Origin of the sequence: Kitasatospora sp. NPDC058406, from assembly GCF_042722765.1 — a bacterium.
GTDB lineage: Bacteria > Actinomycetota > Actinomycetes > Streptomycetales > Streptomycetaceae > Kitasatospora.
Genome location: NZ_JBHXKE010000035.1, coordinates 1 through 22,490 on the forward strand (window position 1 = coordinate 1; position 22,490 = coordinate 22,490).

The following is a 22,490-nucleotide window of genomic DNA, read 5'->3' on the forward strand; positions in this document are numbered from 1 at the left end:
CTCCGGGACCGGAGGAGGGGCGGACCGCCGCGGCGTTCGGCGGGGCGCGGCCGCGTCACCGAGGCGGTGTCACCGGGGTTCGCGCCACCGGGGCCGGGCCGCCGGGGTGGTGCTACCGCGCACGGGCCGCGGAGGCCGCCTTGCGCTGGTGGATCAGCAGGCCGACGAAGCCGGCCATGAACCCGCTGATCAGGCCGGACACGGCGTGGTTGACGGCGTTCGCCGTCTCGTCGTCCGGGGTGCCGACGATCAAGTAGTTGGCGGCCGCGCTCATCACCGCTCCGATCACGCCGCCGATGACACCGCTGACCAGGGAGGTCCGCACGACACCCGGTGTTCCGGCGTCGCGAATGTCGGTGTTGGTGGTGCTGGGCGCGGTCATGTCGGCCTCCTGGCACGGTCGCTGGGTACGGGCCCGTGGTGTCGGGCGCATGTGGGGCACAGTCTGTCAGGAACCTCCGTGAGCGGAACCCCCTGTTCCACCCGGTGAGAACGGAGGTGCCCGGCCGTGATCAGGCCGGCCGGGTCGGCGTGGCGTCGGCCGGAGCGGTCGCGCCGGCGGCGGTTCCGGGGCCGGCGGCCCGCCCGGCCGAGGTCCGGTCCCGGCGCGGCGGCAGCAGGTGACGGGCCAGGGCGAGGGCCGCGAGTACCGCGACGAGCGTGCACACGCCCGGCCAGCCCGCCCGGTCGTGCGCACGCAGCCCGAGCCAGGACCCGGCGCTGCCGCCCAGGTAGGCGCAGCTCATGTAGGCGGTGTTGAGCCTGCCCCGGGCGTCGGGATCGAGCGCGTACACCCGGGTCTTGTTGGCCACCATGCCCGACTGCATCGCCACGTCCAGCACCAGCGTGCCGACCACCAGGGCCGTCATGCCCGCCGCGCCGCCCCACCCGCCCGCGGCGAGCACCCCGGCGGAGGCGAGGGTCCCGACCAGGCAGACCAGGTTCACCGGGTCCGGCCCCCGACGGTCCGCCAGACGCCCGGCGAGCGGGGTGCAGACCATGGTCGCCGCACCGACCAGGGCGAGCAGGCCCACCGCCTGCGCGCCGAGCCCGTACGCCGGGCCGGTGAGCAGCAGCGGCAGGCACGTCCAGGCGGCCGAGAACCCCGCGAAGACCGTGGCCTGGTAGAAGCACGAGCGGCGCAGCTCCGGTTCGGTGCGCAGCAGGCGCAGCGGTTCGGCCAGCAGCGCGGGGTACGGCCGGTGCGGGGCCGGCGGGGCGGCTCCGGCCGGCAGGACGCGGGCCAGGACGGCGGCGAGGAGCAGGACCACGGTGCCGGCCGCCAGGTACGGGGCGCGCCAGCCCAGCCACTCGCCGAGCGTCCCGCCGAAGGTGCGGGCCAGCAGCATGCCGCCGATCGACCCGCTCATCAGGGTGCCGACGACCGACCCGCGCCGGTCGGCGGGCACCAGTCCGGCCGCCATCGGCGAGATGATCTGCGCGGCCACCGTGGTGACGCCGATGACGGCGCTCAGGGCGACGAGTGCGGGGAGGACCGGGGCGCAGCCGGCGGCGAGCAGGGCGATGCCGGTGAGGCCGAGCAGGGTGACGAGGAGCGACCGGTTCGGGAGCCGGTCGCCGAGCGGGACCAGCAGGAAGATCCCGACCGTGTAACCGATCTGGGTGGCGGTCACCACGAGGGCGGCGGCGTCGGTCGGCTCGCCCAGGCCGTCGGCGACCAACGGGGTGATCGCCTGCGGGAAGTAGAGGGTGCCCACGCCGACGGCGCAGGTCAGCGACAGGAGCAGGAGAAGCCGGCGGCTCACCTCAAACCACCGCCCCGAGCGGGGCGTTGGGGCGCTGCGTCCGGGTTGCCGGGTGTGTCATACCCGAAGTGCACGGCATCCCCGCGCCGCCGCCAACCGATGTAGCGTGGGGCTCAATGATCAGCTTCGGGTTGGGCGTCGAGGATCTCGCGGACACCCGTTTCGCGCTCTCGCCCCTGCACGAGACCGTGCTCAGCCTCCGGGTCCTGCGCGAGCCGGGGCTCTCCGCGCTGCACCTGCCGTGGCGGCGGGCCGTCCTCGGCCGCCTCGGCGCGCTCGACACCCGTCTGCTGCTCTCCCTGGTCGCCGTGCGGCGCACCGTGCCGGACTTCCTGACGCCGCGCCCGGTGGTCTTCGCCCCGGCCTTCGAGGACGAACTGGCCGCCGTCCGCCGGACCGCCCCCGAGGTGGTCCGCCGCGACCTGCTGGCCACCCACGCACCGGACCCGCTGCCCGCGCCCCTGCTTGCGGCCGCCGGCGACGCCGCCGACGCGCCGGTCGTCCGCCTCCGCGACGACATCTGCGAACTCCTCGGCCGGTACTGGGAGATCGCCGTCCGGCCGGTGTGGCCGCAGATGCGGCTGGTGCTGGAGGCCGACATGACCTACCGCGCGCGCCGGCTCGCCCTCGGCGGGGCCAGGCTGCTCTTCGCCGACATGCACCCGAACCTGCGGTGGCACGAAGGGGCCCTGCACATCGCCGACATGATCAGCCACCACCACGTCGCCGCGTCCGGCCGCGGTCTGCTCCTCGTGCCGTCCGTCTTCGCCCACAAGCCGGCGCCCCCGGTCGGTCCGGACGAGGCGCCGACGCTCGCCTACCCGAGCCGGGGCGTGGCGACGCTCTGGCTCCGGCCGCCGGCCCCGGACTCCGCCGCGCTGGTGGCGCTCCTCGGCGCGCCCAAGGCCCGGCTGCTCGGCCTCCTGGACGAGCCCCTGCCCACCGTCGAGATCGCCCGCCGCCTCCGGGTCACCCCGAGCGCCGTCTCCCAGCACCTCCGCGTCCTGCACGCCACGGGCCTGCTGACCCGTGCCCGCGACGGCCGCCAGGTGCTCTACCGCCGCAGCGCGCTGGGCGACGGGTTGACCGGCGCGGCAGGCGAGGCGGACGAGGCGCGGACGGGTGCGGCGGGGTTGGCGGGCGTGGCCGAGTCGCGGAACGGGAAGACGCGGCCGGAAGCGTGAGGCGTTTCCGCCGCGGTCTGGGAGTATCGCCGGCACCGTGCGAGTACGAAGGTGGGAAGGCATGATCGGTCTGGTGCTGCTGGGGATCCTGGTGGTGGTCATCGGCGGGTGCGCGTGCGTGGTGTGGGCGGAGCGCGGCGGGCCTCGCTGGGCGCGTCGGGTGGCCGCCGTGACGCTCGGCGCCGGTGAGTTGGTGCGCCGGTCCGGGCGGAACCGGCGGCGGGGCGGGAGGGGGATCACGGCCGACCGGGGCGGTGACGGAGGCGACGGGGAGTGACCCGGCCGCCGGGCCGGGCGCAGGCGTCGGGCCCGGAGCTGCCCCTCACCCGCGCGAGGCTCACGGGGAGGCGACGGCCCGTTCCAGCAGGCCCCGGAGGGGCGCCCTGTTCCTCCGGCCTGGGGTGCCCGCCGCAGGCAGGCACCCCAGGCCCGTGCCTCAGGGGCGGTGGAACACGACCTCCGGGTCGGCCGCGGTCGGGCCGTCCAGCCGGGGCGACGCGAGGCCGCGCAGGTGCAGGTCGAAGAACGCGCCGACGTAGCCCCGGGTGATCTGGTGCGAGCGGGTGCCCGAGAGCGGGGTCTCCGGGTGCGGGTAGCCGGCCGAGTCGCCGAGCACCGGCCAGTCGGTGAAGGCGGGATGGCCCGCCCCGGTGACGGTCAGCCAGCGCTTCCAGCCGTCCAGCCGGGGCCAGGTGTCCTCCCAGGACGTGTCGGGGAAGTCCGGCGGCAGCAGGGCGGGGTCACCGGCGAGCATCAGGAAGGGGCGAGCGCCGAGGCCCGCCTCGGGGACCGGGGTGAAGAACGTCCCGTCCATGTTCACGCCCGCGTCCACCCGCGGGTCCGTGGCCATGGTGGCCGAGGCCGCCGCGCCGCCGATGGAGTGACCGGCCATGCCGATGTGCCGGGCGTCGATCAGCCAGGAGTACCGCCACGCCGGGTGCGGGCCGGTCAGCCGGTCCAGGACGAAGGAGGCGTCGCGGGCCCGGCCGTCGGACACCCGGTGCAGCGAGCCGTCGGGGAACACCTGCTCGCACGCCTTGCAGGTGAGTACCCGTCCGCCCGGGAAGACGGTGCCGTCCGACTCGTAGGCGTGGTCGACCGCGGCCACCACGTAGCCGCGGCTCGCGAGGTCCTCGGCCAGGCTGGTCAGTGCGGCGCGCGGCATGGTGAAACCGGGGGAGAGCACGACCAGCGGGTAGCGGTGGGAGGAGATCCGGGGCACCGCGTCGGTGCGGGCGTGGGTGCGGGTCGCGGCCACGCGCTCGGGGGTGGTGTACTCGCCGAGCTGTCCCCGGTCGGTGAGCAGGGCCCTGGCCTCGGCGACGGCCATGTAGGGGGCGGGGGATCCGGTGCGGGCGACCGCCGGGTAGTAGAGCGACAGCATCAGCTCCCGGTCCTCGGTGGGTACCCAGGGGTCCTTGCGGCTCCGGTCGACCAGGTGGAGGGTGTCCCGTCCGACGGCGAGGTCGCCGGTGGGGCGCGGGAGTTCGAGCCGGGCCGGGCTTCCGGCCGGGCTTCCGGCCGGGCTCTCCGACGGGCCGGTGGCGGCGGTGGCCGGGGCCGCGACGACACCGGGGGCGGCCAGGATCAGGCCGACGGTGACGGCCGCTAACGTTCGGATGATCTTCTTCATGGATCGCATCCTAGAGAACATAGGCAAGGCTTACCTAAATTTTCCGGAAGGCGACAGGGGGGAGGGGTGCGCACCCGCCCCGTCCGGCGCACACCCCTTGACCCCGCGTGCCGATCCGACGTGAACTGCCGGACAGGCGTTGCTACGTGACCGGACCGTCGGTCCCGTCCCGCTCGTCGTCGGTGAGGGTGCGGAGGTCGGTGTTGGCGCCGCAGAGGATGACGCAGACCTTCTCGCCGTCCTCGGGCCGGTAGGCGGCGGTGCCGGGGCCGGCGGCCGGGTCGGAGGCGGCGGGCAGGGCCGCGAGCGCGGTGGCGGCGGCGTGCTCGACCGCGAGGCGGTGGTCGTCCCACAGGGCCCGGCGGGCCCGGACGATCCCGCCGTCCGGCACGAGCACCGGGCGGACGTCGCCCCGGCGGGCGGCCTGCACGGCCAGGGAGGTGGCGCGGCGGGCGCCGAGCGAGTCGGAGGCGACCGAGTCGACGGTGACGTCCACCGGCGCGCCGGCCGCGATCGCGGCGTCCAGCGCGCGGCAGTTCTCCGGCTCGACCGCCACGGTGCGGACGCCGTGCTGCCGGGCGGCGGTCGCCACCCCGGCGAACAGCCCGCCGCCGCCGACCGCGACCACCACCGTGTCCAGGTCCGGGATCCGCTGCTTGATCTCCTCCATCAGCGTGCCCGCCCCGGCGGCGATCAGCGGGTGGTCGTAGGCGTGGCTGGCGAGCGCACCCGAGGCGGCGGCGAACTCCTCGCAGGCCGCCAGCGCCTCGGCGTACTCCGTACCGACGAGCCGGACGTCGGCCTCGTACGAGCGGAGCCGGGCGACCTTCACGCGCGGCGCGTTGGCGGGCAGGAAGACGGTGGCCCGCACGCCCTGGCGGAGGGCGGACCAGGCGCAGGCCAGGCCGGCGTTGCCGCCGGAGGCGATGGTGACCCCCGCGTCGGGGAGGGTGCCGGCCTCGCGGTGGGCCCGGAGGAAGTTCTGCGCGCCCCGCGCCTTGAACGAGCCGGTGTGCTGGAGGTGCTCCAGCGCCAGCCACACCCCGTCCGGCCCCGGGGCTATCGCGACCGGGCGCACGTGCCCCGCGATCCGGTCGGCGGCGGACTTGATGTCGTCGTACGAAAGGTCGTGCACGTCGCTGCTCCTGTGGGGAAACGGTCGGCCGGTGGCGGGGGGATCGGGTCCAGCCTCGCAGCCGCCGCGGCGTCGGGGAAATCCTTTGCCGGTGCCGGTGCCGGTGCCGGTGCTGTGCCGGTGCTGTGCCCTGTCCCGCCGGGCCCTGTCGTCCCCCGGGGGCTACCGCTCGGCGGTGGCCGTGTCCGCGAGGCGCTGGAGGCGGAGGGTGGCCGCGCCCCAGATCCACGCCGCGGAGAGCGGGACCGTCAGGACCGTGAGGCCGACCGCCCCGCGGATGCGCCCGTCGATGACGCGGGCGCAGCGCTCGCGGGAGTAGGTGCGCGGGGAGTCGTCGACGAGCGCCGGCGACCCGCAGCCGGTCGAGCTGCTACTGCCCGCCGCGACCGGAAGGAAGGCGAGGCCGATCGCCCAGATCCACCCGACGACCGCCAGGACCCCGAGGAGGTTCACGCCCCAGCGGTGGCGGCGGTGGGCGTTCCGCCACGCCCGCTCGTCGTGGTCCTGCAGAAGCTCCGCTACCGCCATGGCCTCCCCTGTCCCCGGTGTGGTGGAAGGGAAGAGCATTCCACAGGTCATGATCGCGGCGGCAGTCGGGCGGGTCCTGAAGGGCCGCGCCCCCGGGCGGTTCGGCCGGTGGCCCGGTCGGTGCCGTGCCGGACGACCTGACCGAGCTCCGCCGCGCCGATGACCACGTGGTCCGCGTCCACGGCTGCACCGGTTCGCCCGCAGGGGCCGCGTCGGCGGGCGGGCGCGACAGCGGTGGTGGGGCGGCCGGGGGTCAGACGGTCACGGCACTGCCGCTGCTGCCGCCGCCGCTTCGGCCGGTGTCGGCGCGGAGGAGGGCGGCGGAGCGGGCCAGCCGGATCACGGCGATGCCGGGCAGGCAGGCGCCGACCAGGCAGGCGGCGAGGACGGCGAGCGGGCCCAGGCCGATCGAGGACATCGAGAGGGCGCCCGCGACCAGGGGCGTGACCAGGACCGGTGAGAGCAGCAGCAGGGTCGCCTGCCTCTTCTCCCGGCGGTCCCACTGGGGGGACCGCCAGATCCTGACCAGGGCGGTGACGGCGGCAGCCGTCGCGAGGACGGGCCCGACGGCCGGGACGACCAGCAGCGGCAGCGAGAGGAGGACGAGGCCGAGCGTGAGGTGGGTGCGGACGGCGCTCTCCGGCTCGGGCCGCCCCTGGCCCTCCTCGGCGAGAGCGGCGCCGGCCACCTCCTGCGGGCGGCCCAGCCGGTCGAGGACCTGCCGCACCGCACCGTCGTCGACGGGGCCGTCGCCGTGGCCGTGCTCGGCGAGCGCGACCTCGACGTGCTCGCGCAGGTCGGCCAGGAGTTCGCGGCGGCGCTCGGCGGGCAACGCGGTGGTGCGGCGGGTGATCTCGTCGAGGTAGGCCAGGACCAGCGGGTGCTCCATCGGGGTGTTCATGACTGCTCTCCCGGGGTGAGGACGTGGTCGACGGCCGTGCGGAAGTCGGGCCACAGGGTGGCGAACTCCTCCAGCGCGCTCCGGCCGGCGGGGGTGAGGGTGTAGTAGCGGCGCGACGGGCCGGTGGCCGAGTCGCGGAGGAAGGTGTCGGCCAGGCCGGTGCGGCGCAGCCGGGACAGCAGGGGGTAGATCGTGCCCTGGCTGGTCGCCAGCATCGGGAACCGGCCGAGCTCCTGGAGCAGCTCGACGCCGTAGCGCGGGCCGTCCCGGAGCAGGGCCAGCACGCAGTACTCCAGCACTCCCTTGCGCAGCTGGGTGGCCACCGACCCGTCGGCTGCGCCGGCCCCGTCAGGGTCTGTCATACCAGGTACCATGCACAGCAAGATAGCAGGCGAAGCAAGGATCCGCAGGTGGGTGACGCGGTCCCGGGGGAGACGTGCGGCGGCCCCGGCCCCGCCCGTGGCGGGCGTGGGCCGGGGCCGTCGGGGGAGGGTCCGCCCGCCGGGTCAGAAGGCGAAGACGGCGCCGGTGGTGTGGGCCAGGGTGCAACGGTTGCCGTAGGTGCGCCGGAAGGAGAGCGGCCGGCCCCGGTACGTGCCGGAGGCGGTGACGGTGTACGGGTCGTACTCGGCGGTGCAGATGCCGGGGTCGACGTCGAGGCGGTCGAGATCGCCGTCGACCGCGTCGACGAGGCGGCACGCCGTGGCCGGGTCCGGATGGGTGGTGGCGCTGCCGGGCGGGCACTCCAGGGTGGCGAGGCGCGGGGTGTCGGCGACGGGGGTCGCGCCGTGGGTGACGGTCAGACGGAGGCTGGTGACGGCTTCGACATCGGCTGCGGCGGCGGCTCCGGTGTCGACTTCGGCGGCGGTCGCGGTCGTCGTCGCGGTCACGGCGGCAGCGGTGAGGCCTACGGACAGCAGGACGGCCGCGACGGCGGCGGAGGCGGAGGCTCGGGTCTTCACACCCCGGGAAACGAGCGTGTGCGGACGTTGGTAACCCCTGGCCCGGCGTGCGTGGCCCGCGATCCGGCGCGCAGTCCCGTGCGCAGTCCCGGTGCGCAGTCCTGGTGCGAAGCCTCGGGGTGCGCCTTCGGCGTGCGGCCCGTGGCAGGACGGGCCGGAGGGGCGGGAGTTCACGGTCGGCCGGGTGGCGCCCCGGCGCAGGACCGGGGATCGGATCGGATCAGGTCCGGACCGGGTCAGCGGCGGACCATCCGGACGCCGGAGACCTCCAGCAGGCCGTCCAGTTCGACCTTCCCGACGGTCTGGTCGGGGCTCACCACGAGCCCGTCGCGGCGGACGATGTCGAGGAGGCGTTCCGCCAGCGGCAGCACCATGTGCCGCCCCCAGCAGCGCTCGTTGGCGTGCCCGAACGGGAGGTACCCGGGGTGGCTCTCGGGGTCGAGCTCGGCCCACCGCTGCGGGCGGAACTCGTCGGGGGCGTCCCAGAGTCGGGGGTCGCGGTGACTCAGCAGCGGGAGCATCAGGATGTCGTCCCGCACCCCGATCCGGTCGTCCAGGGCGTGGAACTCGGGGGAGGCCACCCGGAGAATGTTCCAGGAGGGGGGCAGCAGCCGCAGCGTCTCCCACAGGATGTCCCGGTTCGGTACGTCGTCGTCGAACGGGGAACCCAGCCAGACCGCGTTCGTGACGAGTGCCGCCACGGTGAAGCAGATCGGAGCGGCGACCCGCCGGTACAAATACATGGCGTAGCGCCGGTCGGCGTACGAATCGGCCTCCATCACCCGGGCCGCCAGATGGGAGAGCGGGATTTCCGTCCCGGGCTTTCCGAGCATGGCGGTGCCCGCCGCGACGGCCATCCAGGTCAGTTTGGGCGTGAGTTCCAGCTTTCGGTCCACGAGGATTCTGAAACGCAGGCTCTCCCGGCCGAAGACGAGGTCCCGGAGGTGGACGTGGGGGGCGTGCGGCCACCTCCCCGTGAGGTCGTCCGTCTCGTCCAGGGGCTTCTTCAGCGCGGCCCGGACGTCGGACGACACGGCCTGCATGAGGGCCGACGCGTCCGTCCGGCTGATCTGCCTCCCCAGGACGGGCTTGAAGGTGGGCCGCTCCTCGGGGTTGGCCGGCCTGGCGCGGAGCAGGCCGTCCAACAGGTCGGCGCCGGCGACCCCGACGGTGTCGCGCTCCAGGCGGAAGAGGTCCGCCCCGCGGTGCGTGCGGAGGAGTTCTTCGATCCGCGGTGCGAAGACGGTGACCCGGGCGTTTCTTCCCGTGCTGGACAGGGACATCGGTTGCACTCCAGGGGTGAGCGGCCGGCTCGTGAACGGATCGTGCCCGGCGGGTTCGAGTCCGCCGGGCACGAATCAGGAAGGGGGGCCGGACGGTCAGATCCAGCGGTACCAGGCGTAGGCCTTCAGGCTCTTCTCCGGCATGGCCTTCCTCACGAAATGCACGAGCTTCATGGAAAATCCCTTCGACAGCCGGCGAACCGGGCGATTCATGGAACGGTGCTCGACGGGTCGCGGTGGAAAGCCCTGCGGATCCCGTGGAATCCGAGGCCCGCCTCCCGTCGCCCAGAAGTGAATCTTCGTCGGGATTTAGCGTCAAGTGGTCGGTTCCATCTGCCGATTGCCGCGAGGCTGCATGTTTGAAGTTCGCCGGGATCTGGTTGGTGGCGGAATGGGGGAGATGGTCCGATTCAGGTGGATTCTGCCGATGGGGGTGGTTGTTGCGACGTGAGGTGCACGCGACAGCGCTGGTCGGAGACGCTGCGCCCGCAGCCCGCGGAAACGTGAACGGGGCATTGCGGCAACATGTCGCCGACTCGGCGTCGGGATGGCCCGCTGCCCGACCGAACGTTAGGTATGCCCCTTTGGGCAGTACGCGATCAAGTGGCGCGGGCCGGTGCGGCGGGGGGATCGCGTCGTCGGCCGGGGCGGCCCGTGTCGTTGGCCGGGCGGGGCCGGGACACCCGGTTTCATGGTCGGAACGCCTAAGCCTCCCTGGGTGCACCGTGGCACGGTGGCTCAGGCCCGATGTCCCGGAGAACCCCATGAGGATCCACCTGACCAGCGTCTTCGTCGACGACCAGGACAAGGCCCTGCGCTTCTACACGGACGCGCTGGGCTTCGTGAAGAAGACCGAGGTCCCCGTGGGTGCGGACCGCTGGCTGACCGTCGTCTCGCCGGAGGACCCGGACGGGACCGAACTGCTGCTGGAGCCCGACGGCCACCCCGCCGTGAAGCCGTACAAGACCGCGCTGGTGAGGGACGGCATCCCGGCCGCCTCGTTCGCGGTCGAGGACGTGCCCGCGGAGTTCGAGCGCCTGCGCGCGCTCGGGGTGCGGTTCACCCAGGAGCCGCAGGAGATGGGGCCGGTCACCGTCGCGGTCCTCGACGACACCTGCGGCAACCTGATCCAGATCACCCACCACGCGTAGGGACTCGGCCGGCACGGGAAGTCGGCGGGTCCGACTTCCCGTGCGCGGGGGGAGTGCGTGGCGCGTTCCGGGGGTTCCCGCCGGGTGCGCGTCGGTCCGGACTATGCTGCGGACGGACGTGTACGGAGGGGGAGTTGATGCGGTCCGAGGGCGGGGAGGATCCGGGGTTTCTGCCCGATCCGGAGGGGCTCGACGAGGAGGGGGCCTGGTCGGAGTTCGCGGAGGACGTGCCCCGTCCGGCCTCCGGGCGGGTGGGGCCGCTGTCGTGCCTGGCGTTCGTGGTGGCCGTCGTCGGGTTGGTGGCGGGAGGCGTCGTCTGGGTGCTCCAGGACCAGTTGTTCCACCCGTTCGGGGACACCCGGGCGTGCAAGGGCAGTGACACCATGCTGCCGCCGGTCATCTCGGCCGGGGGAACGGCGCTCCCCGCCGACGCCTCGGACATTCACTACTTCACCAGGGCCGGCGTCGCCCGAGTCTCCTTCCTGAGTGACCGGATGCCGGACCACCTGCGCCGTGCGGGGTTCGTCACGAAGGGGACGTCCCTGTTCGACAGGGGCGACGGCGGTAGTTCGTACGGTCTGGGGCCGGACGAACGCGAGCTGCCCGAGGGGCTCTGCGGCCCGGCCCTCAGGGGGCCGGCCTGGCGGTACGACAGGCCGGGCCCGGGTACGGCGGTCACGTTCACGGTCGAGGGTTCCCCCGTCGACGGCAACGCCTTCCGTGCCCCGGCCCGCGTCGTCGCCTCCTTCGGCGTCGGTTGAGTCGGCGCAGGTTGGGTCGGGGCAGGGGCCGGCGCCGCCGAAGGCCCTGCCGGGGTGGGTAGGGCCTTCGGCCGTCGGTCAGGCGGTGAAGTCGGGGGAGCCGCTCGTGATGGCCTTGGCGAAGGCGGCCCACTCGGCCTGGTCGAAGGCGAGGTGGGGGCGGTCGGGGTTCTTGTCGTCGCCGAGCCAGACATCGCCGTTGGAGAAGCGGGCGATGATCACGCAGGAGCCGTTGTCGTCGCCGGAGAACGGGGACTTTGCCCAAACGGCGTCGGCGGGGTTGTGGTCGTACGGGTCGTGCTTCTCGCTCACGTGATCTCTTCCAGCCTGCGCTCAAGTGCGGCGATGGTCTCCTCCGGTGACAGCGCGCACGCCTTGACGCGGGCAAAGGCCCGTTCGGCACGGCGTACATCGCGTCCCGTTCTACGCGGGAGCGTACCGCCGACGGCTTCGATGAATACGAAGCCATTTTCGAGGTCGTCGGGGAATCTCATGAGTACGAGTCCTGAAGTCAGGATCCCCTGGCGTCCGGCGCTCAGAGGGACCATCCGGATCGTGACGTTCGGACGCTGCGCAACCTCGATGGTGTGGCGGATCTGCGCGATGAGCGTGTCTCGGTCGCCTGCGACCAGGAGCGTGACCTCCCCGAAGTAGGTCTCCAGATCGAGCGGATTCTCGTCGGCCAGGCGACGCTGCCGCATCATTCGAACTTCGGCTGCGGTCTCGATCTGCTCGTCATTGGGTGCGCTGAGGCCGGCGGCGATCATCTCCCGCGCGTAGCTTTCAGTCTGGACAAGCCCTGGAAAGGCGGATGGGAAGTACTCCAGCATGTGCGAGGCGTCGGCCTCGAGTGCCAGGTACTCGGCGAAGGCTGCCGTGATGGAGTTCGCGAAGTCGAGGTTGCGCCACCACTGCTTGGGCGGGCCGCTGCCGAGGAGGTTCTCGTAGTACTCGCGGTCCGCTCCTCCGACTCCGTAGTAGTCAAGGAGTGTGGCGAGGTCCTGGGGACCGACAGGCTGGTCGGCTCGCTCCATCTTGCTGAGCCTGGCGGCGCTCCAGCCCTTCAGTCCGCGCGTCACCTCCAGGAGCTTCTTGTTCTGATCCAGTCGTAGGGCTCGCAGTTCGTCGCCGAGTCTGATCTGCCGGATCGCGGAGAGGTCAGTGGTCAAGTGGGTCCCTCCCTTCGGATGTTGATGAACAGTCTTGCTCTGTTCTGCGGCGGCACTCAAGCGCCCTCAAGATCCACCTATTTTCTTCGGCTTTCTGTTGTGTTTTCGAATCAAGGAGACCCACACTCAACGTGACTGTACGAGAATGCTTCTGACCGAGCGTCCGGCGATCGATGGTCCGCCGGCTCGCCTTCGGCTTCGGTGTCGTGATCAGGCGGGGGGTCGGCAAGCGGGTGTGGGTGCGGGTCCTGCTCGACGAGCGAGTCAATCCACTTCCGGAGATCCGGAGTTGACCCCATGTCCAGAAGCGGCGACCGGCCTGCCCCGGTCGAGGTCGCCGCCGCGGGGCTCGGGTCCCTCGCCTCCTCCCTCGCCTTCTCCCTCGTCGATCCGCCCTCCGCCGGCCCCATCCGGTGGATGACGTTCGCCACTGCCGTGAACCGGGAGACCCGTTGGTCCGACGACTTCCTCGACACCCGCCGCCACGACAGGGAGTGACACCCGCCCCATGCACCCCGCTGCCATCGCTTTCCAGGACCCCGGCCGCCTCCACGCGCGCTGCGAGATCGCCGGCGTCCGGCGCCTCACCTTCCAGCCCGGGTACGAGAGCTCCGTCGTCCTCCCCGACGGCGCCTGGGAACCGCTTCCGGCCGGCTACCCCGAGCGGTTCGCGCCCGGCCTCCTCACCCGGGACGGCGGGCTGGTCGAACTCTTCCGGCTCCCCGACTCGGTCGTCGACATCCGCACCCTCGCCACCCTGGTGTACGGGCTGGGCGACCCCTTCCCCGTCACCCTCGGTGAGACCTGCGACGCCCCCGGCCTGCCCGTCACCCACGTCAGCCCCGATTCCGGCCTCCGTCCCGGCCTCCACGTCGACAACCACCAGAGCCTCGCGTACGCCGACCGCGAGACCGCCCGTCGACGCCTCTGCGTCAACCTCGGCCCCGGCAGCCGGTACGTCCTCCTCGCCGACACCGACATCAAGTCCGTCTGCCGCACCGTCCACGACCGCTACGAGAGCCACCGCCCCGCCACCTCCGACCTGGGCCTATACGTCACCCTCCGCCGCCCCCTGCGGGTCCTGCGCCTGCGCATCGACCCGGGTGAGGGCTGGTTCGCGCCCACCGCCGTCCTCCCGTACGACGAGTCGACCGACGGCCAGACGCAGCACTCCGTGACCGCGTCCTGGCTCGGCCACTGGGAACGCGGGGTCTTCGGTCCGCTGATCTGACCGGTTCGACCGGGTGTGTCACGCTGGGGGGTGGGGCGGGGCTGGAGCACGACCGAGGTCGGGAGGCTCGCGATGGCCGAGATCAGGGTGAACGGGGTGTCGCTGTACTACGAGACCCGGGGAGCCGGGCCCGGCCTGGTCCTGGTCCACGGGTCGTGGACCGACGCCGACAGCTGGGCGCGCGTCCTGCCCGGTCTCGCCGAGCAGACGACCGTCGTCGCCTACGACCGGCGCGGGCACAGCCGCAGCGAGGACCTCCTCACCCAGGGCTCCGTCTACGAGGACGCCGCCGACCTGGCCGGCCTGATCCGGGGCCTCGGGCTCGCGCCCGCGTACGTCTGCGGCGACTCCTACGGTTCGCTCGTCGCCCTCCGCCTGGCCGCCGCCCGGCCGGACCTGTTGCGCGGCGTGGCCGTGCACGAACCGCCCGCCACCGGGGTGCTGCTCGCCGACCCCGAGCTTCGTCCGATCGGGGTGGCCTTCGCGGAGCGGATCAGCGCCGTCCGGGAGCTGCTGGAGCAGGCGGAGTCGGCCGCGGCGGCCGAGCTGTACGTGGACACCATCGCCCTCGGCCCGGGGGCGTGGGAGCAGCTGCCCGCGCCGGTCCGGCACACGTACATCCGCAACGCGCCCACGTACCTGGACGAGCTTCGCGACCCCGACGCGCTCGACCTCGACCTCACGGCGCTGAACCGCTTCACCGAACCCGTGCTGCTCACCCAGAGCGACGACAGCCAGCCGATGTACGGCGAGGTGCTGGACCTGATCGATCTCTCGCTGCCCAAGCCCGAACGCCATCTCTACCACGGCGCCGGTCACGCTCCGCATCTGTCGCAACCCGAGGAATGGGTGCGGGTCATGCTGCCGCGCGTCTTGGGGTGAGGCGCACGGTGGGGGCGTGCGGGGCGGGGTTCACGCCCCAGGGGCGTCGTGGGCCGGTCGTGGGCCGGTCGTGGGTCGGTCGTGGGTCGTCGGCTCACGCGGGCGGGGAGCGCCGGGCGGCGCGGTCGGCATCCTCGGTCGCGAAGCGTTCCTGCGCCGCGAGGACGGCGTCGCCGTGGACGGCGGACCAGGCGCCCAGCGCCCGGATCGGCCCGATCAGGGCCGCACCGGCCGCCGTCAGGGTGTAGTCGACCCGGGGCGGGCTCTCGGCGTAGCGCCGGCGCTCGACCAGCCCGTTGTACTCCAGCCGCCGCAACGCGTCGTTCAGCACCTTCGGGCTGATCCCGCCGATCCGGGCGAGCATCGCGCGCGGGCGCATCGGACCCTGCTCGCCGAGGACGTAGACCACCACGCTGTCCCAGCGGTTGGCGATCACCTCGAAGGCGATCCGGGCCCGGCAGTCGGCCGCGAACACGTCTCCACCGAGGTCGTCCGGTCCGTCAGGCCCGGCCGCCCCGACAGCCCCGGCCACTCCGACGGTCCCGACCGGTCCGTGCAGGCTGCGCAGGCTCTCGGCGTCTCCCATACGCACATCCTGCCGGTCCATTGCCTACCGGATGGTGCGTATCGGCCCGCCTAGGGTCCGGGGTGCGGCAGTCGGCCGCCATCGGGACAGTGGTGGGGAGCACGGTATGCGGATCGGCATTCTCGGAACGGGCGCCATGGCGGCGGGCCTCGGCGGAGCCTGGGTGCGGGCCGGACACGAGGTCGTGGTGGGCGGGCGCAACCCCGGCGCGGCAGCGAGGACGGCCGCCCGTATCCGGGCCGTCGGCAGCGGCGGCCCGGCGGACGCGGCACGGTTCGGCGAGGCGGTGCTGGTCGCCCTGCCCGCCGAGGTCGCGGCCGGGGTGGTGGCAGGGCTTGCGGGGGACCTGGCCGGCCGGACCGTCCTCGACTGCACCGTGCCCATGGCCCCCGGCCCGGGCGGCCCGGTCCTGACCACGGCCGGCGGTGGCGACTCCATGGCGGTCCGGCTCGCGGCCGCGGCGCCCGGTGCCCGGGTGGCCAAGGTGTTCGGCATCTGCCACGAGAGCATCTGGACCATGCCGCGCCCGGCCTTCGAGGGCGTGCCGCTCACCGTGCCCTTCTGCGCGGACGCGCCGGCCGCGGCCGAACTGGTCACCGAGCTCGTCGCGTCGATGGGTTGTACGGCCGTCCGCTGCGGGGGACTGGAGCGGGCGGCACTGCTGGAGGCGGCGGCGGTGTTCGCGATCGGCGTGTGGTGGGACGGCGGCGAGGCCCGACACGCCTTCCCGGCACCGCCGTTGGCGCCCGGCGCGGTGGACGACGAGCAGGTCTGATCCGGGACGGCGGGGACGGGGCCGGCCCGTGCAGGGCTCACCGCTTCGGGGAGGTGAGCCCTGCACGGGCAGCTCGATCCGGCCCGTCCGCCCGGCAGGCCGACGACACGGCACCACCGACGACACGGCACCGCCGGCTCCACGACCTGGGGCAGGGCCCGGAGCACGGTCTACAGCACGACCTCCGCGAGCTTGCCGGTGGCCACGTCGAAGACGAAGCCGCGCACCGCGTCCGTCTTCGGGACGAACGGGCTGCTCGTGATCCGCGCGATCGACTGCCGCACGTCGGTCTCCAGGTCGGCGAAGGCCTCCGCGGCCCACGGCGGCTTGACGCCCGTCTCCTCGCGGATCGACTCCCGGAAGGCGTCGTCCCCGAAGGTCAGCATGCCGCAGTCGGTGTGGTGGATGAGGATGATCTCCTCGGTGCCGAGGAGTCGTTGGCTGATGGCCAGCGAGCGGATCGCGTCGTCGGTCGCGACGCCGCCGGCGTTGCGGATCACGTGCGAGTCGCCCTCGTTCAGGCCGAGGACGCCGTAGACGTTCAGTCGGGCGTCCATGCAGGCGAGCACGGCGGTCCGGCGGGCCGGGGGCAGCGGCAACGGGCCCTCGAAGCCGGAGGCGTAGGCGCTGTTGTTGTGGAGGTAGTGCTCGGTGGCGGAGTTGAACGCGGTCATGGGTGTCCCTTGAGGGAAGGATGCGAACGGGGAAGGGGAGGGCACCACGGGGCGGAGGCGTACGGGCCTCGACGCCCGGACCGTGCGGCCGGAGGAGGCGGGCGCGGTCAGCGGCCGGCGGGACAGCCCGCGCCGGCGATGTAGCCGTAGTCCACATGACGACGGCGGACAAGCTCGGTCATACGGCGACGGTAGTGCGCCGCACGGGCGCGGCGCCACGGCAATGCCCAAACCCCACCCGAACGAGGGGAGTTCGCGGCCCGGCCGCGGATCGCCGACCGGCCTGGACGCCGTGACCGCGTCGACGTTCGGTGACCGTCCGTCAGTTCCGCCCGTGGTCTCACGCGGACTCGTGCTGGATTCACGCGGCCTCACAGGGCCCTGCGGGGCCGCGCCGTGCCCCTCCCTCGCCGACCCTGACACGGCACGGTCGGTGAGGGAGGGGCCCCGGAGCGGAGAGAGCCCGGCGTGGCCGGCCGCGTCCGCACAACCCGGGCGACACGGGAGGGCGGAACCGGCAGGATGAACGGATGAACGAGGTCATCATCAGCGACGAGGACCGTCGCCTTCTCGGGCTCTGGACCGCCGACTGCGCCGAACGGGCGTTGGCGCTGTTCGAGGCCAAGGCCCCGGCCGACACCCGTCCGCGCGAGGCGATCGAGGGCGTCCGCACCTTCGCCCGCGAAGGGAAGCGGACGGCGCTCCTGCGCGCCCAGGCCCACGCGGCGCTCGCTGCCGCACGCGAGGTCGACGACCCCGCCGCCGCGGCCGCCGCCCGGGCCGCGGGCTACGCGGCGGCGTCCCCCTACATCCACCCGCTGGCGACTCCGCACCAGGTGAAGCACGCCTTGGAGCCCGCCACGCACGCGGCCCTCGCGTGCGAACTCGCGGCGGCCGACGGGGGCGACGTCACCACGGACGCCGCCACCGACGTCGGTGACGCGGAGATCCGTTGGGCGATCGAACACGCCCCGCCGGCCGTCCGCGAGCTGGTGGGCCGGTTCCCGGAGTGCACCCCCGGCCGTACCCGCCCGGCCGTACTCCGCCGCCGCCTCGACGAGGCCCTGCGCACCTGACCGCGAGGTGCGGTGCCGCCGCCGGGCCGCCCGGACTCCCCGTCGGGAGCCCCGTCCAGGACCCCGGTCCGGCGATCCGCCGGGGGACCGGCCCGGAGGTGTTGCGGTCCGGGTGGCGCCGTGGCAGCGTGCGGCGGATGGACGACGAACAGCACGGGACGGCCCTGGCACAGGCGGTGCGGCTGCGCGAGGAGGGGACCCGGCAGGCGTGCGAGCAACTGATCGCCCTGTCGGACCGCTACCCGGAGGACGCCGCGATCGCGTACCAGGCGGCATGGGCGCACGACTCCCTCGGCCTGGAGGCGGAGGCCGTCCCCTGCTACGAACGGGCGTTGGGCGCCGCGGGTCTGTCGGAGAGCGAGCGTCACGGGGCACTGCTGGGGCTCGGCAGCACCTACCGGGTGCTGGGCCGCTACGAGTCGTCGCTTCGGACGCTCCGCCGCGGTCTGGAGGAGTTCCCCGGGGACGCCGCGCTCCGGACCTTCCTGGCGATGGCGCTGTACAACGTCGGCGAATCGCGGGAGGCGGTGCGGACCCTGCTCCAGGTGACGGGGGAGACCAGCGCGGACCCGGGCGTACGGAAGTACCGTCGGGCGGTCGGGTACTACGCCGACCACCTGGACGAGACCCCGTAGGAGCGGCGGGGCCCCGGACGGCACTGGCCGGCATCACCAGCATCGGCCGCGGCGCGCTCCTCGCGGCGCACACCGGTCGTGACACGTTCAGCGACGGCGACGGCGTCTACCGGCCGAGCACGCTGCTCAAGATCACCGAGAGCGGGGACGGCTACCTCGGAGTCATCGGCCTCGCGGTCGACCCCGACCGCGACGGCACGTAGGCCCCCGGCGGGCACGTTTCCCGGCCGGGAGACGTGCCCGCCGAACTGGCAGATGCGGGGACCTTGCCGCGATGCTCGTCCGAAGGACTGCCGTCGTCCACGTGCAGGAGCCGAGCGTGCAGGACCGGACCAGGGCGGCAGCGGTCCGCACCTCCGGGCCGGATCCTTCCCGCAGATCGGACAGGCGGCGTCAGGGCGTGAACGGGAGCGGTTGGCAGGCACAGGTCGCGATCCGATCCGCGAGTTCCTCGTAGGCGACGGGCTCGCCACAGAGCCGCCGCACGGAGGCCAGGCCCAGGCTCGCCTGTCCGGTGGCCTCCACGAGAGGGCGGGAGACGACGTAGAAGCCCCACTGGCCGGTGTCGAGCGGGTCGTAGTCGGCGTGGGTGAGAGCGGTATGGAGAGCGAAGACGTAGATGTCGGCGTTGTAGGACTGCTCTGCGGCGCCACCGTCCTCGGGATTCCAGGCGCGCCCGCGCAGCCGGGAGAAGCGAATCTCCGACAGCCGGGGCTGGCCCCAGGCCTGGAGGTAGGCGCTGGTCTTGACCTCGACCTTGAGCCCGTCCGGAGTCAGGACGTCGAAGCTCTCCCACGCCGTGGTGTGTGCCACGGCGCCGACCGCCCTGTGGACCAGGAATTCGGCGAGCAAGCCCCGGGTGGTGTTGGTCCGGAGGTCGGGCATCGCGTAGCGCCAGAAGTCCAGCACCGTACCGACACCCATGCCTCGGAACGCCTCGTTGCCGTCGAGTGGCGTCAGCTCGGCCGGGGTGTGCCAGTCGTCGGGGGTGGCGGAGTCGGAGAGCACGTCCCCAGCCTGACACAGGAGGCAAATAGAGAGGGCACGCTGAGGGGCAGCACACGAAGTCTCCGGTGCCGAGACGTCGATGTGCCCTCCCTGCTGGAATCCGGCACCACCCCGGAGCCCGCCGGGAGCCAATGGCGAAGCCCGGGAAGCCCTCCCCGGAGGAGAGTTCGCGCCGGTCGTCCGTAGCGGTGCCCCGGCTGGGGAGGACCAGCACGCCGTTCATCGTCACGATGCAGGTCCGCGGGCCGCCGGTCCGGGCATCGGCGGACCCTCGGCCTCCGCAGGCCGGGCCGGGTGCGGTAGCTCGACCTCCGGCAGGCCGCGCCCACGATCCTCGACACGTCACCGTACGCGGCAGTGGTCGCGGGCGGAAACGATTTGACGACGCGGACCCGGGGAGGAGCTTCGGTGCCGCTAGGGTGACCTCCGTGACAGGGGTGAACGGGGCACTGGTCGGGGGTCGCTACCAGCTGCGGGAGTTGATCGGCCAGGGCGGCATGGGGCGGGTCTGGCGCGGCTGGGACACCACCCTGGGACGTGACGTCGCCGTGAAGGAGGTGCTGCTCCCGCAGGGCGTCACCGAGGCCGAACGCGAGCAACTGGTCCAGCGCGTGCTGCGCGAGGCGCGGGCCGCCGCGCGGCTCAACCACCCCGGGATCATCACCGTGCACGACGTCGTCGAGCACGAGGGCGCACCGGTGATCGTGATGGAGTTCGTCACCGGTGTCTCGCTGGCCGCCGCGATCTCGCGGGACGGCGCGCTGCCGTTGTCACGGGTCGCGCTGATCGGCGTGGCGATGGTCAAGGCGCTCCAGCAGGCCCACGCGGCCGGCATCGTCCACCGAGACCTCAAGCCGGACAACGTCCTGCTGATGGGCGACCGCGTCATCCTCACCGACTTCGGCATCGCGCACATGGCGGACGCCACCACGGCGCTCACCCGTACCGGCGCCGTGATCGGCACGCCGGCCTACATGGCCCCCGAGCAGTTGGAGGGGAGGCCGCCGGCGCCCGCCAACGACCTGTGGTCGCTCGGCACGACGCTGTACGCGGCGGTCGAGGGCGAGACGCCGTTCAGCGGGGACACGTTCGGGGCGCTGTGCGTGGCCGTGGTGACCAAGGAGCCGCGCCCGCCGCTGCGGGCGGGCGGGCTGACGCCGTTGCTGGGCGCGCTGCTCGCCAAGGACCCGGCGCAGCGGCCGACGGCGGAGCAGGCGCTCGCCGCGCTGGAGTCGGTCGTACGGGCCGGTGCGGGGCTGGTGACGGGGCCGGTCCGGCCGGTGGAGCCGACGCCGACGGCCCTGGGCGGGTCGCCGTCGCCGCCGTCGTCCGGCGCGTCGTCGGGGGCGCCGGCGGGCGGGTGGCAGTCCCGGGCGGCGGGCGGGGCGTGGGTCCCGGCGCAGCCGTCCGCCGTACCGGCGGTGACGGCGGGCCCGCCGGCGCAGCCGTTCGACGGTGCCGTCGGCGCGCCGACCGGAGCGTTCGGTGGTTACGGAGGCGGCTACGGGGGTGGCTACGGGGGTGGTTACGGCGGCGGTGCGGGTGGTTCCGGCGGTGGTCACGGCGGCGGGCCGGGTGGTTACGGTGGCTACGGCGTGCCCGGTGGCTACGGCGGCCCGAACCAGGGCTACGGGACGCCCGTCCCGGGCTACGGCGCGCCCGCCGAGGGCTACTCCGCGCCGGCCCCGGGCCACGGCACACCTGTTCCCGCCACCGCCCCCACCGCGACCCCGGCTCCCGCCGCCGCCGACCGTCCGGTGCCGCATCCGGCGTCGGCGATGCTGGTGCGCTTCATCGGCTGCATGGCGCTGATCTGGATCGTCGGGTCGACCCTGCCGTGGAACTACCTGGACCTGGTGGACCGGGACTTCGTGCCGGTCGCCCTCGGCGTCACGGCCGCGCTGGCCCTCGTGCACGCGGTCCCGCGTCCGCGCTGGCACCCGATGGCCGTCTGGGCGGTGGCCGTCGTCGCCGACGTGGGGCTCTGGTGGCTGACCGGGTCGCTGCTGGAGTACTGGTTCGGCTACTGGGAGACCGGTTTCGGTTCCCTCCCGTGGCAGATCGCCGTCAACATGCTGATCCTCGGCACCGGTGCCTGGCTGCTCTGGCTGGTGGTCCCGGGAAGCCGTCAGCGGCCCGCCCGCAGCCGGAGCTGACGCCCTGCCGGCCCGCACGCGGCCGGGCCGTACGCTCGCGGCCCGCATCCTGTCGGCCCGCACCCTGCTCGCCCGCACCCTGCCGGAGCTGACGCCCCGGCAGGGTGCGGGCGGGCCGCTGCACGCGGCTACTCCTCCGGTGGTGCGAGGACGGCCGTGATCACCCGGTTCAGCGCCCGGTCGAAGGTCGCGTCCAGGTCGCTCGCGGGCGGCCCGGTGGTGGCGAACGCGGCGGCCAGGTGCGGGTATTCGCCGCTCCCGGCGGCGCGGGCGAGGTAGCCGACGAGGTCGGTCTGCCACTGGGCGCCGGCCGCCGCCGTCCGCTCGTACTGCGCGTACTGGCAGATGAACCCGTTGAGCAGCGCCAGGGCCTCCATGCGTGTGCCGCCGTCCAGGCCGCTGGGCTCGGTGACGGCGAGGAAGTGGTCGGTGTAGCGCAGCGCGTTCGGGCCCAGGCCCGGGCGGGCGATCACCAGGGCGGGAAGCCAGGGGTGCCGGCGCAGCGCGGCGAGCTGCTCGTGCCCGAGCCTGTGGAGGTCGGCGCGGCAGTCGCCGGTCGGGGTGAGGGTGCTGTAGTCGTACTCGCCGACGGCGGCGTCGAGCATCAGGTCCAGCAGGTGTTCCTTCTTCGGCACGTAGTTGTAGAGCGACATCGTGCCCGCTCCGAGCGCGGCGGCCACCCGGCGCATGGAGACGGCGTCCAGACCCTCGGCGTCCGCGACGACGATCGCGGCGGCGGCGATCGACGCGCGGCTGTGGGCGGGCCGGGGGCCGCGTCCGGTGCGCTCGGGGCGCAGCCAGATCAGCTCGGGTGCCTCGGCGGGCAGGGGGGCGGGTGTTCTGCCGCCGGGGCTTTCGGGTCGGCTCGCGGGTCGTTCGCCGGTCCGGTGTCCGGACGGCGGATTGCTGGTCGGCACTGATTGATCACCTCGGTTCCCCATTCTAGATACGTACGGCGTACGTAGTACGATGCGCTCACGCTCGCTTCTGCGTA

General features: G+C 73.6%; 27 protein-coding genes. 11 read left to right on the forward strand and 16 right to left on the reverse strand.

The genetic code is table 11. The features are described from left to right. Positions 1-112 precede the first annotated feature (112 nt). Together ACFWOG_RS09915 and ACFWOG_RS09920 are read right to left on the reverse strand one after the other, a co-directional pair. A complete protein-coding gene (locus ACFWOG_RS09915; RefSeq protein WP_329877360.1) occupies positions 113-382 on the reverse strand; it encodes a hypothetical protein in 270 nt (89 codons plus the stop codon). Between the two features lie 130 nt (positions 383-512). Next, positions 513-1,766: an MFS transporter gene (locus ACFWOG_RS09920; RefSeq protein ID WP_329947969.1), complete on the reverse strand. Its 1,254-nt coding sequence runs from the start codon at positions 1,764-1,766 to the stop codon at positions 513-515. Positions 1,767-1,882: 116 nt separating this feature from the next. Between ACFWOG_RS09920 and ACFWOG_RS09925 the strand changes: the two genes are divergently transcribed. Both ACFWOG_RS09925 and ACFWOG_RS09930 read left to right on the forward strand, forming a co-directional pair. After that, positions 1,883-2,950, forward strand: coding sequence for an ArsR/SmtB family transcription factor (locus tag ACFWOG_RS09925; protein ID WP_380356549.1), 1,068 nt, complete (start codon positions 1,883-1,885; stop codon positions 2,948-2,950). Between the two features lie 61 nt (positions 2,951-3,011). Beyond that, positions 3,012-3,227, forward strand: a complete 216-nt coding sequence (locus ACFWOG_RS09930; RefSeq protein ID WP_380356552.1) for a hypothetical protein — start codon at positions 3,012-3,014, stop codon at positions 3,225-3,227. A 159-nt stretch (positions 3,228-3,386) separates the two neighbouring features. On the opposite strand, the gene ACFWOG_RS09935 is transcribed toward ACFWOG_RS09930, so the two are convergent. From ACFWOG_RS09935 to ACFWOG_RS09970, 8 genes are all read right to left on the reverse strand, one after another. Continuing rightward, positions 3,387-4,583: an alpha/beta hydrolase family protein gene (locus ACFWOG_RS09935; protein WP_380356555.1), complete on the reverse strand. Its 1,197-nt coding sequence runs from the start codon at positions 4,581-4,583 to the stop codon at positions 3,387-3,389. 142 nt (positions 4,584-4,725) lie between these two features. Beyond that, the gene (locus tag ACFWOG_RS09940) at positions 4,726-5,718 is read right to left on the reverse strand and encodes a serine/threonine dehydratase (RefSeq protein ID WP_329947973.1); all 993 of its coding nucleotides are present in this window, start codon (positions 5,716-5,718) and stop codon (positions 4,726-4,728) included. 162 nt (positions 5,719-5,880) lie between these two features. After that, the gene (locus tag ACFWOG_RS09945) at positions 5,881-6,246 is read right to left on the reverse strand and encodes a hypothetical protein (protein ID WP_329877372.1); all 366 of its coding nucleotides are present in this window, start codon (positions 6,244-6,246) and stop codon (positions 5,881-5,883) included. Between the two features lie 253 nt (positions 6,247-6,499). Further along, positions 6,500-7,147, reverse strand: coding sequence for an HAAS signaling domain-containing protein (locus ACFWOG_RS09950; protein WP_380356561.1), 648 nt, complete (start codon positions 7,145-7,147; stop codon positions 6,500-6,502). Beyond that, on the reverse strand, positions 7,144-7,509 hold the full coding sequence (locus ACFWOG_RS09955; RefSeq protein ID WP_329877377.1) for a PadR family transcriptional regulator: 366 nt from the start codon (positions 7,507-7,509) through the stop codon (positions 7,144-7,146). Before ACFWOG_RS09955 ends, ACFWOG_RS09950 begins: the two co-directional genes overlap by 4 nt. Positions 7,510-7,653: 144 nt before the next feature. Then, on the reverse strand, positions 7,654-8,109 hold the full coding sequence (locus tag ACFWOG_RS09960) for an SSI family serine proteinase inhibitor (RefSeq protein ID WP_380356569.1): 456 nt from the start codon (positions 8,107-8,109) through the stop codon (positions 7,654-7,656). 236 nt (positions 8,110-8,345) lie between these two features. Continuing rightward, a complete protein-coding gene (locus tag ACFWOG_RS09965; protein WP_380356572.1) occupies positions 8,346-9,392 on the reverse strand; it encodes a cytochrome P450 in 1,047 nt (348 codons plus the stop codon). 96 nt (positions 9,393-9,488) lie between these two features. Continuing rightward, a complete protein-coding gene (locus ACFWOG_RS09970; protein WP_355405772.1) occupies positions 9,489-9,605 on the reverse strand; it encodes a tryptorubin family RiPP precursor in 117 nt (38 codons plus the stop codon). 551 nt (positions 9,606-10,156) lie between these two features. Between ACFWOG_RS09970 and ACFWOG_RS09975 the strand changes: the two genes are divergently transcribed. Next, the gene (locus tag ACFWOG_RS09975; protein WP_329947977.1) at positions 10,157-10,543 is read left to right on the forward strand and encodes a VOC family protein; all 387 of its coding nucleotides are present in this window, start codon (positions 10,157-10,159) and stop codon (positions 10,541-10,543) included. 137 nt (positions 10,544-10,680) lie between these two features. Next, complete coding sequence (locus ACFWOG_RS09980; RefSeq protein ID WP_329947998.1) at positions 10,681-11,304, forward strand: hypothetical protein; 624 nt, start codon at positions 10,681-10,683, stop codon at positions 11,302-11,304. 78 nt (positions 11,305-11,382) lie between these two features. Here ACFWOG_RS09980 and ACFWOG_RS09985 read toward each other — a convergent pair whose 3' ends face one another. Both ACFWOG_RS09985 and ACFWOG_RS09990 read right to left on the reverse strand, forming a co-directional pair. Continuing rightward, entirely contained in the window at positions 11,383-11,616 is a 234-nt protein-coding gene (locus ACFWOG_RS09985; RefSeq protein WP_380356577.1) for a DUF397 domain-containing protein, read from the reverse strand. Continuing rightward, positions 11,613-12,473 carry a helix-turn-helix transcriptional regulator gene (locus ACFWOG_RS09990; protein ID WP_329947979.1) on the reverse strand — a complete coding sequence of 287 codons (861 nt, stop codon included), beginning with the start codon at positions 12,471-12,473 and terminating at the stop codon, positions 11,613-11,615. Before ACFWOG_RS09990 ends, ACFWOG_RS09985 begins: the two co-directional genes overlap by 4 nt. A gap of 297 nt (positions 12,474-12,770) precedes the next feature. Between ACFWOG_RS09990 and ACFWOG_RS09995 the strand changes: the two genes are divergently transcribed. The 3 genes from ACFWOG_RS09995 (at position 12,771) to ACFWOG_RS10005 (ending at position 14,586) form a co-directional block, all read left to right on the forward strand. After that, a complete protein-coding gene (locus tag ACFWOG_RS09995; RefSeq protein ID WP_380356580.1) occupies positions 12,771-12,971 on the forward strand; it encodes a hypothetical protein in 201 nt (66 codons plus the stop codon). A 10-nt stretch (positions 12,972-12,981) separates the two neighbouring features. Beyond that, entirely contained in the window at positions 12,982-13,704 is a 723-nt protein-coding gene (locus ACFWOG_RS10000) for a hypothetical protein (protein ID WP_329877392.1), read from the forward strand. Between the two features lie 72 nt (positions 13,705-13,776). Then, on the forward strand, positions 13,777-14,586 hold the full coding sequence (locus ACFWOG_RS10005) for an alpha/beta hydrolase (RefSeq protein ID WP_329877394.1): 810 nt from the start codon (positions 13,777-13,779) through the stop codon (positions 14,584-14,586). A gap of 94 nt (positions 14,587-14,680) precedes the next feature. Here the strand turns inward: ACFWOG_RS10005 and ACFWOG_RS10010 are convergent, their stop codons facing one another. After that, the gene (locus tag ACFWOG_RS10010; RefSeq protein WP_380356583.1) at positions 14,681-15,172 is read right to left on the reverse strand and encodes a winged helix-turn-helix transcriptional regulator; all 492 of its coding nucleotides are present in this window, start codon (positions 15,170-15,172) and stop codon (positions 14,681-14,683) included. Between the two features lie 106 nt (positions 15,173-15,278). On the opposite strand from ACFWOG_RS10010, the gene ACFWOG_RS10015 reads away from it, so the two are divergent. After that, positions 15,279-15,947 (forward strand): NAD(P)-binding domain-containing protein, encoded by a 669-nt coding sequence (locus ACFWOG_RS10015; protein ID WP_380356586.1) that lies wholly within the window; start codon positions 15,279-15,281, stop codon positions 15,945-15,947. Positions 15,948-16,117: 170 nt separating this feature from the next. Here the strand turns inward: ACFWOG_RS10015 and ACFWOG_RS10020 are convergent, their stop codons facing one another. After that, positions 16,118-16,621 (reverse strand): carbonic anhydrase, encoded by a 504-nt coding sequence (locus ACFWOG_RS10020; protein ID WP_329877400.1) that lies wholly within the window; start codon positions 16,619-16,621, stop codon positions 16,118-16,120. 530 nt (positions 16,622-17,151) lie between these two features. On the opposite strand from ACFWOG_RS10020, the gene ACFWOG_RS10025 reads away from it, so the two are divergent. Both ACFWOG_RS10025 and ACFWOG_RS10030 read left to right on the forward strand, forming a co-directional pair. Further along, positions 17,152-17,697 (forward strand): putative immunity protein, encoded by a 546-nt coding sequence (locus tag ACFWOG_RS10025; RefSeq protein WP_380356589.1) that lies wholly within the window; start codon positions 17,152-17,154, stop codon positions 17,695-17,697. A 137-nt stretch (positions 17,698-17,834) separates the two neighbouring features. Continuing rightward, positions 17,835-18,332: a tetratricopeptide repeat protein gene (locus tag ACFWOG_RS10030; RefSeq protein WP_380356592.1), complete on the forward strand. Its 498-nt coding sequence runs from the start codon at positions 17,835-17,837 to the stop codon at positions 18,330-18,332. Between the two features lie 393 nt (positions 18,333-18,725). Here the strand turns inward: ACFWOG_RS10030 and ACFWOG_RS10035 are convergent, their stop codons facing one another. Next, positions 18,726-19,340, reverse strand: a complete 615-nt coding sequence (locus ACFWOG_RS10035) for a hypothetical protein (RefSeq protein WP_380356594.1) — start codon at positions 19,338-19,340, stop codon at positions 18,726-18,728. A gap of 428 nt (positions 19,341-19,768) precedes the next feature. On the opposite strand from ACFWOG_RS10035, the gene ACFWOG_RS10040 reads away from it, so the two are divergent. Next, positions 19,769-21,496 carry a serine/threonine-protein kinase gene (locus ACFWOG_RS10040; protein ID WP_380356597.1) on the forward strand — a complete coding sequence of 576 codons (1,728 nt, stop codon included), beginning with the start codon at positions 19,769-19,771 and terminating at the stop codon, positions 21,494-21,496. A gap of 128 nt (positions 21,497-21,624) precedes the next feature. On the opposite strand, the gene ACFWOG_RS10045 is transcribed toward ACFWOG_RS10040, so the two are convergent. Continuing rightward, positions 21,625-22,413, reverse strand: coding sequence for a TetR/AcrR family transcriptional regulator C-terminal domain-containing protein (locus tag ACFWOG_RS10045; protein ID WP_329877410.1), 789 nt, complete (start codon positions 22,411-22,413; stop codon positions 21,625-21,627). Positions 22,414-22,490: the final 77 nt, after the last annotated feature.

Coding starts and splice junctions, on each gene's coding strand:
- ACFWOG_RS10015 (WP_380356586.1), top strand. CDS start 15,279: ATGCGGATCGGCATTCTCGGAACGGGCGCCATGGCGGCGGGCCTCGGC.
- ACFWOG_RS09995 (WP_380356580.1), top strand. CDS start 12,771: ATGTCCAGAAGCGGCGACCGGCCTGCCCCGGTCGAGGTCGCCGCCGCG.
- ACFWOG_RS09980 (WP_329947998.1), top strand. CDS start 10,681: ATGCGGTCCGAGGGCGGGGAGGATCCGGGGTTTCTGCCCGATCCGGAG.
- ACFWOG_RS10025 (WP_380356589.1), top strand. CDS start 17,152: ATGAACGAGGTCATCATCAGCGACGAGGACCGTCGCCTTCTCGGGCTC.
- ACFWOG_RS10010 (WP_380356583.1), bottom strand. CDS start 15,172: ATGGGAGACGCCGAGAGCCTGCGCAGCCTGCACGGACCGGTCGGGACC.
- ACFWOG_RS09970 (WP_355405772.1), bottom strand. CDS start 9,605: ATGAATCGCCCGGTTCGCCGGCTGTCGAAGGGATTTTCCATGAAGCTC.
- ACFWOG_RS09935 (WP_380356555.1), bottom strand. CDS start 4,583: ATGAAGAAGATCATCCGAACGTTAGCGGCCGTCACCGTCGGCCTGATC.
- ACFWOG_RS09945 (WP_329877372.1), bottom strand. CDS start 6,246: ATGGCGGTAGCGGAGCTTCTGCAGGACCACGACGAGCGGGCGTGGCGG.
- ACFWOG_RS10000 (WP_329877392.1), top strand. CDS start 12,982: ATGCACCCCGCTGCCATCGCTTTCCAGGACCCCGGCCGCCTCCACGCG.
- ACFWOG_RS09975 (WP_329947977.1), top strand. CDS start 10,157: ATGAGGATCCACCTGACCAGCGTCTTCGTCGACGACCAGGACAAGGCC.
- ACFWOG_RS09955 (WP_329877377.1), bottom strand. CDS start 7,509: ATGACAGACCCTGACGGGGCCGGCGCAGCCGACGGGTCGGTGGCCACC.
- ACFWOG_RS09925 (WP_380356549.1), top strand. CDS start 1,883: ATGATCAGCTTCGGGTTGGGCGTCGAGGATCTCGCGGACACCCGTTTC.
- ACFWOG_RS09965 (WP_380356572.1), bottom strand. CDS start 9,392: ATGTCCCTGTCCAGCACGGGAAGAAACGCCCGGGTCACCGTCTTCGCA.
- ACFWOG_RS09930 (WP_380356552.1), top strand. CDS start 3,012: ATGATCGGTCTGGTGCTGCTGGGGATCCTGGTGGTGGTCATCGGCGGG.
- ACFWOG_RS10030 (WP_380356592.1), top strand. CDS start 17,835: ATGGACGACGAACAGCACGGGACGGCCCTGGCACAGGCGGTGCGGCTG.
- ACFWOG_RS09915 (WP_329877360.1), bottom strand. CDS start 382: ATGACCGCGCCCAGCACCACCAACACCGACATTCGCGACGCCGGAACA.
- ACFWOG_RS10020 (WP_329877400.1), bottom strand. CDS start 16,621: ATGACCGCGTTCAACTCCGCCACCGAGCACTACCTCCACAACAACAGC.
- ACFWOG_RS10005 (WP_329877394.1), top strand. CDS start 13,777: ATGGCCGAGATCAGGGTGAACGGGGTGTCGCTGTACTACGAGACCCGG.
- ACFWOG_RS09950 (WP_380356561.1), bottom strand. CDS start 7,147: ATGAACACCCCGATGGAGCACCCGCTGGTCCTGGCCTACCTCGACGAG.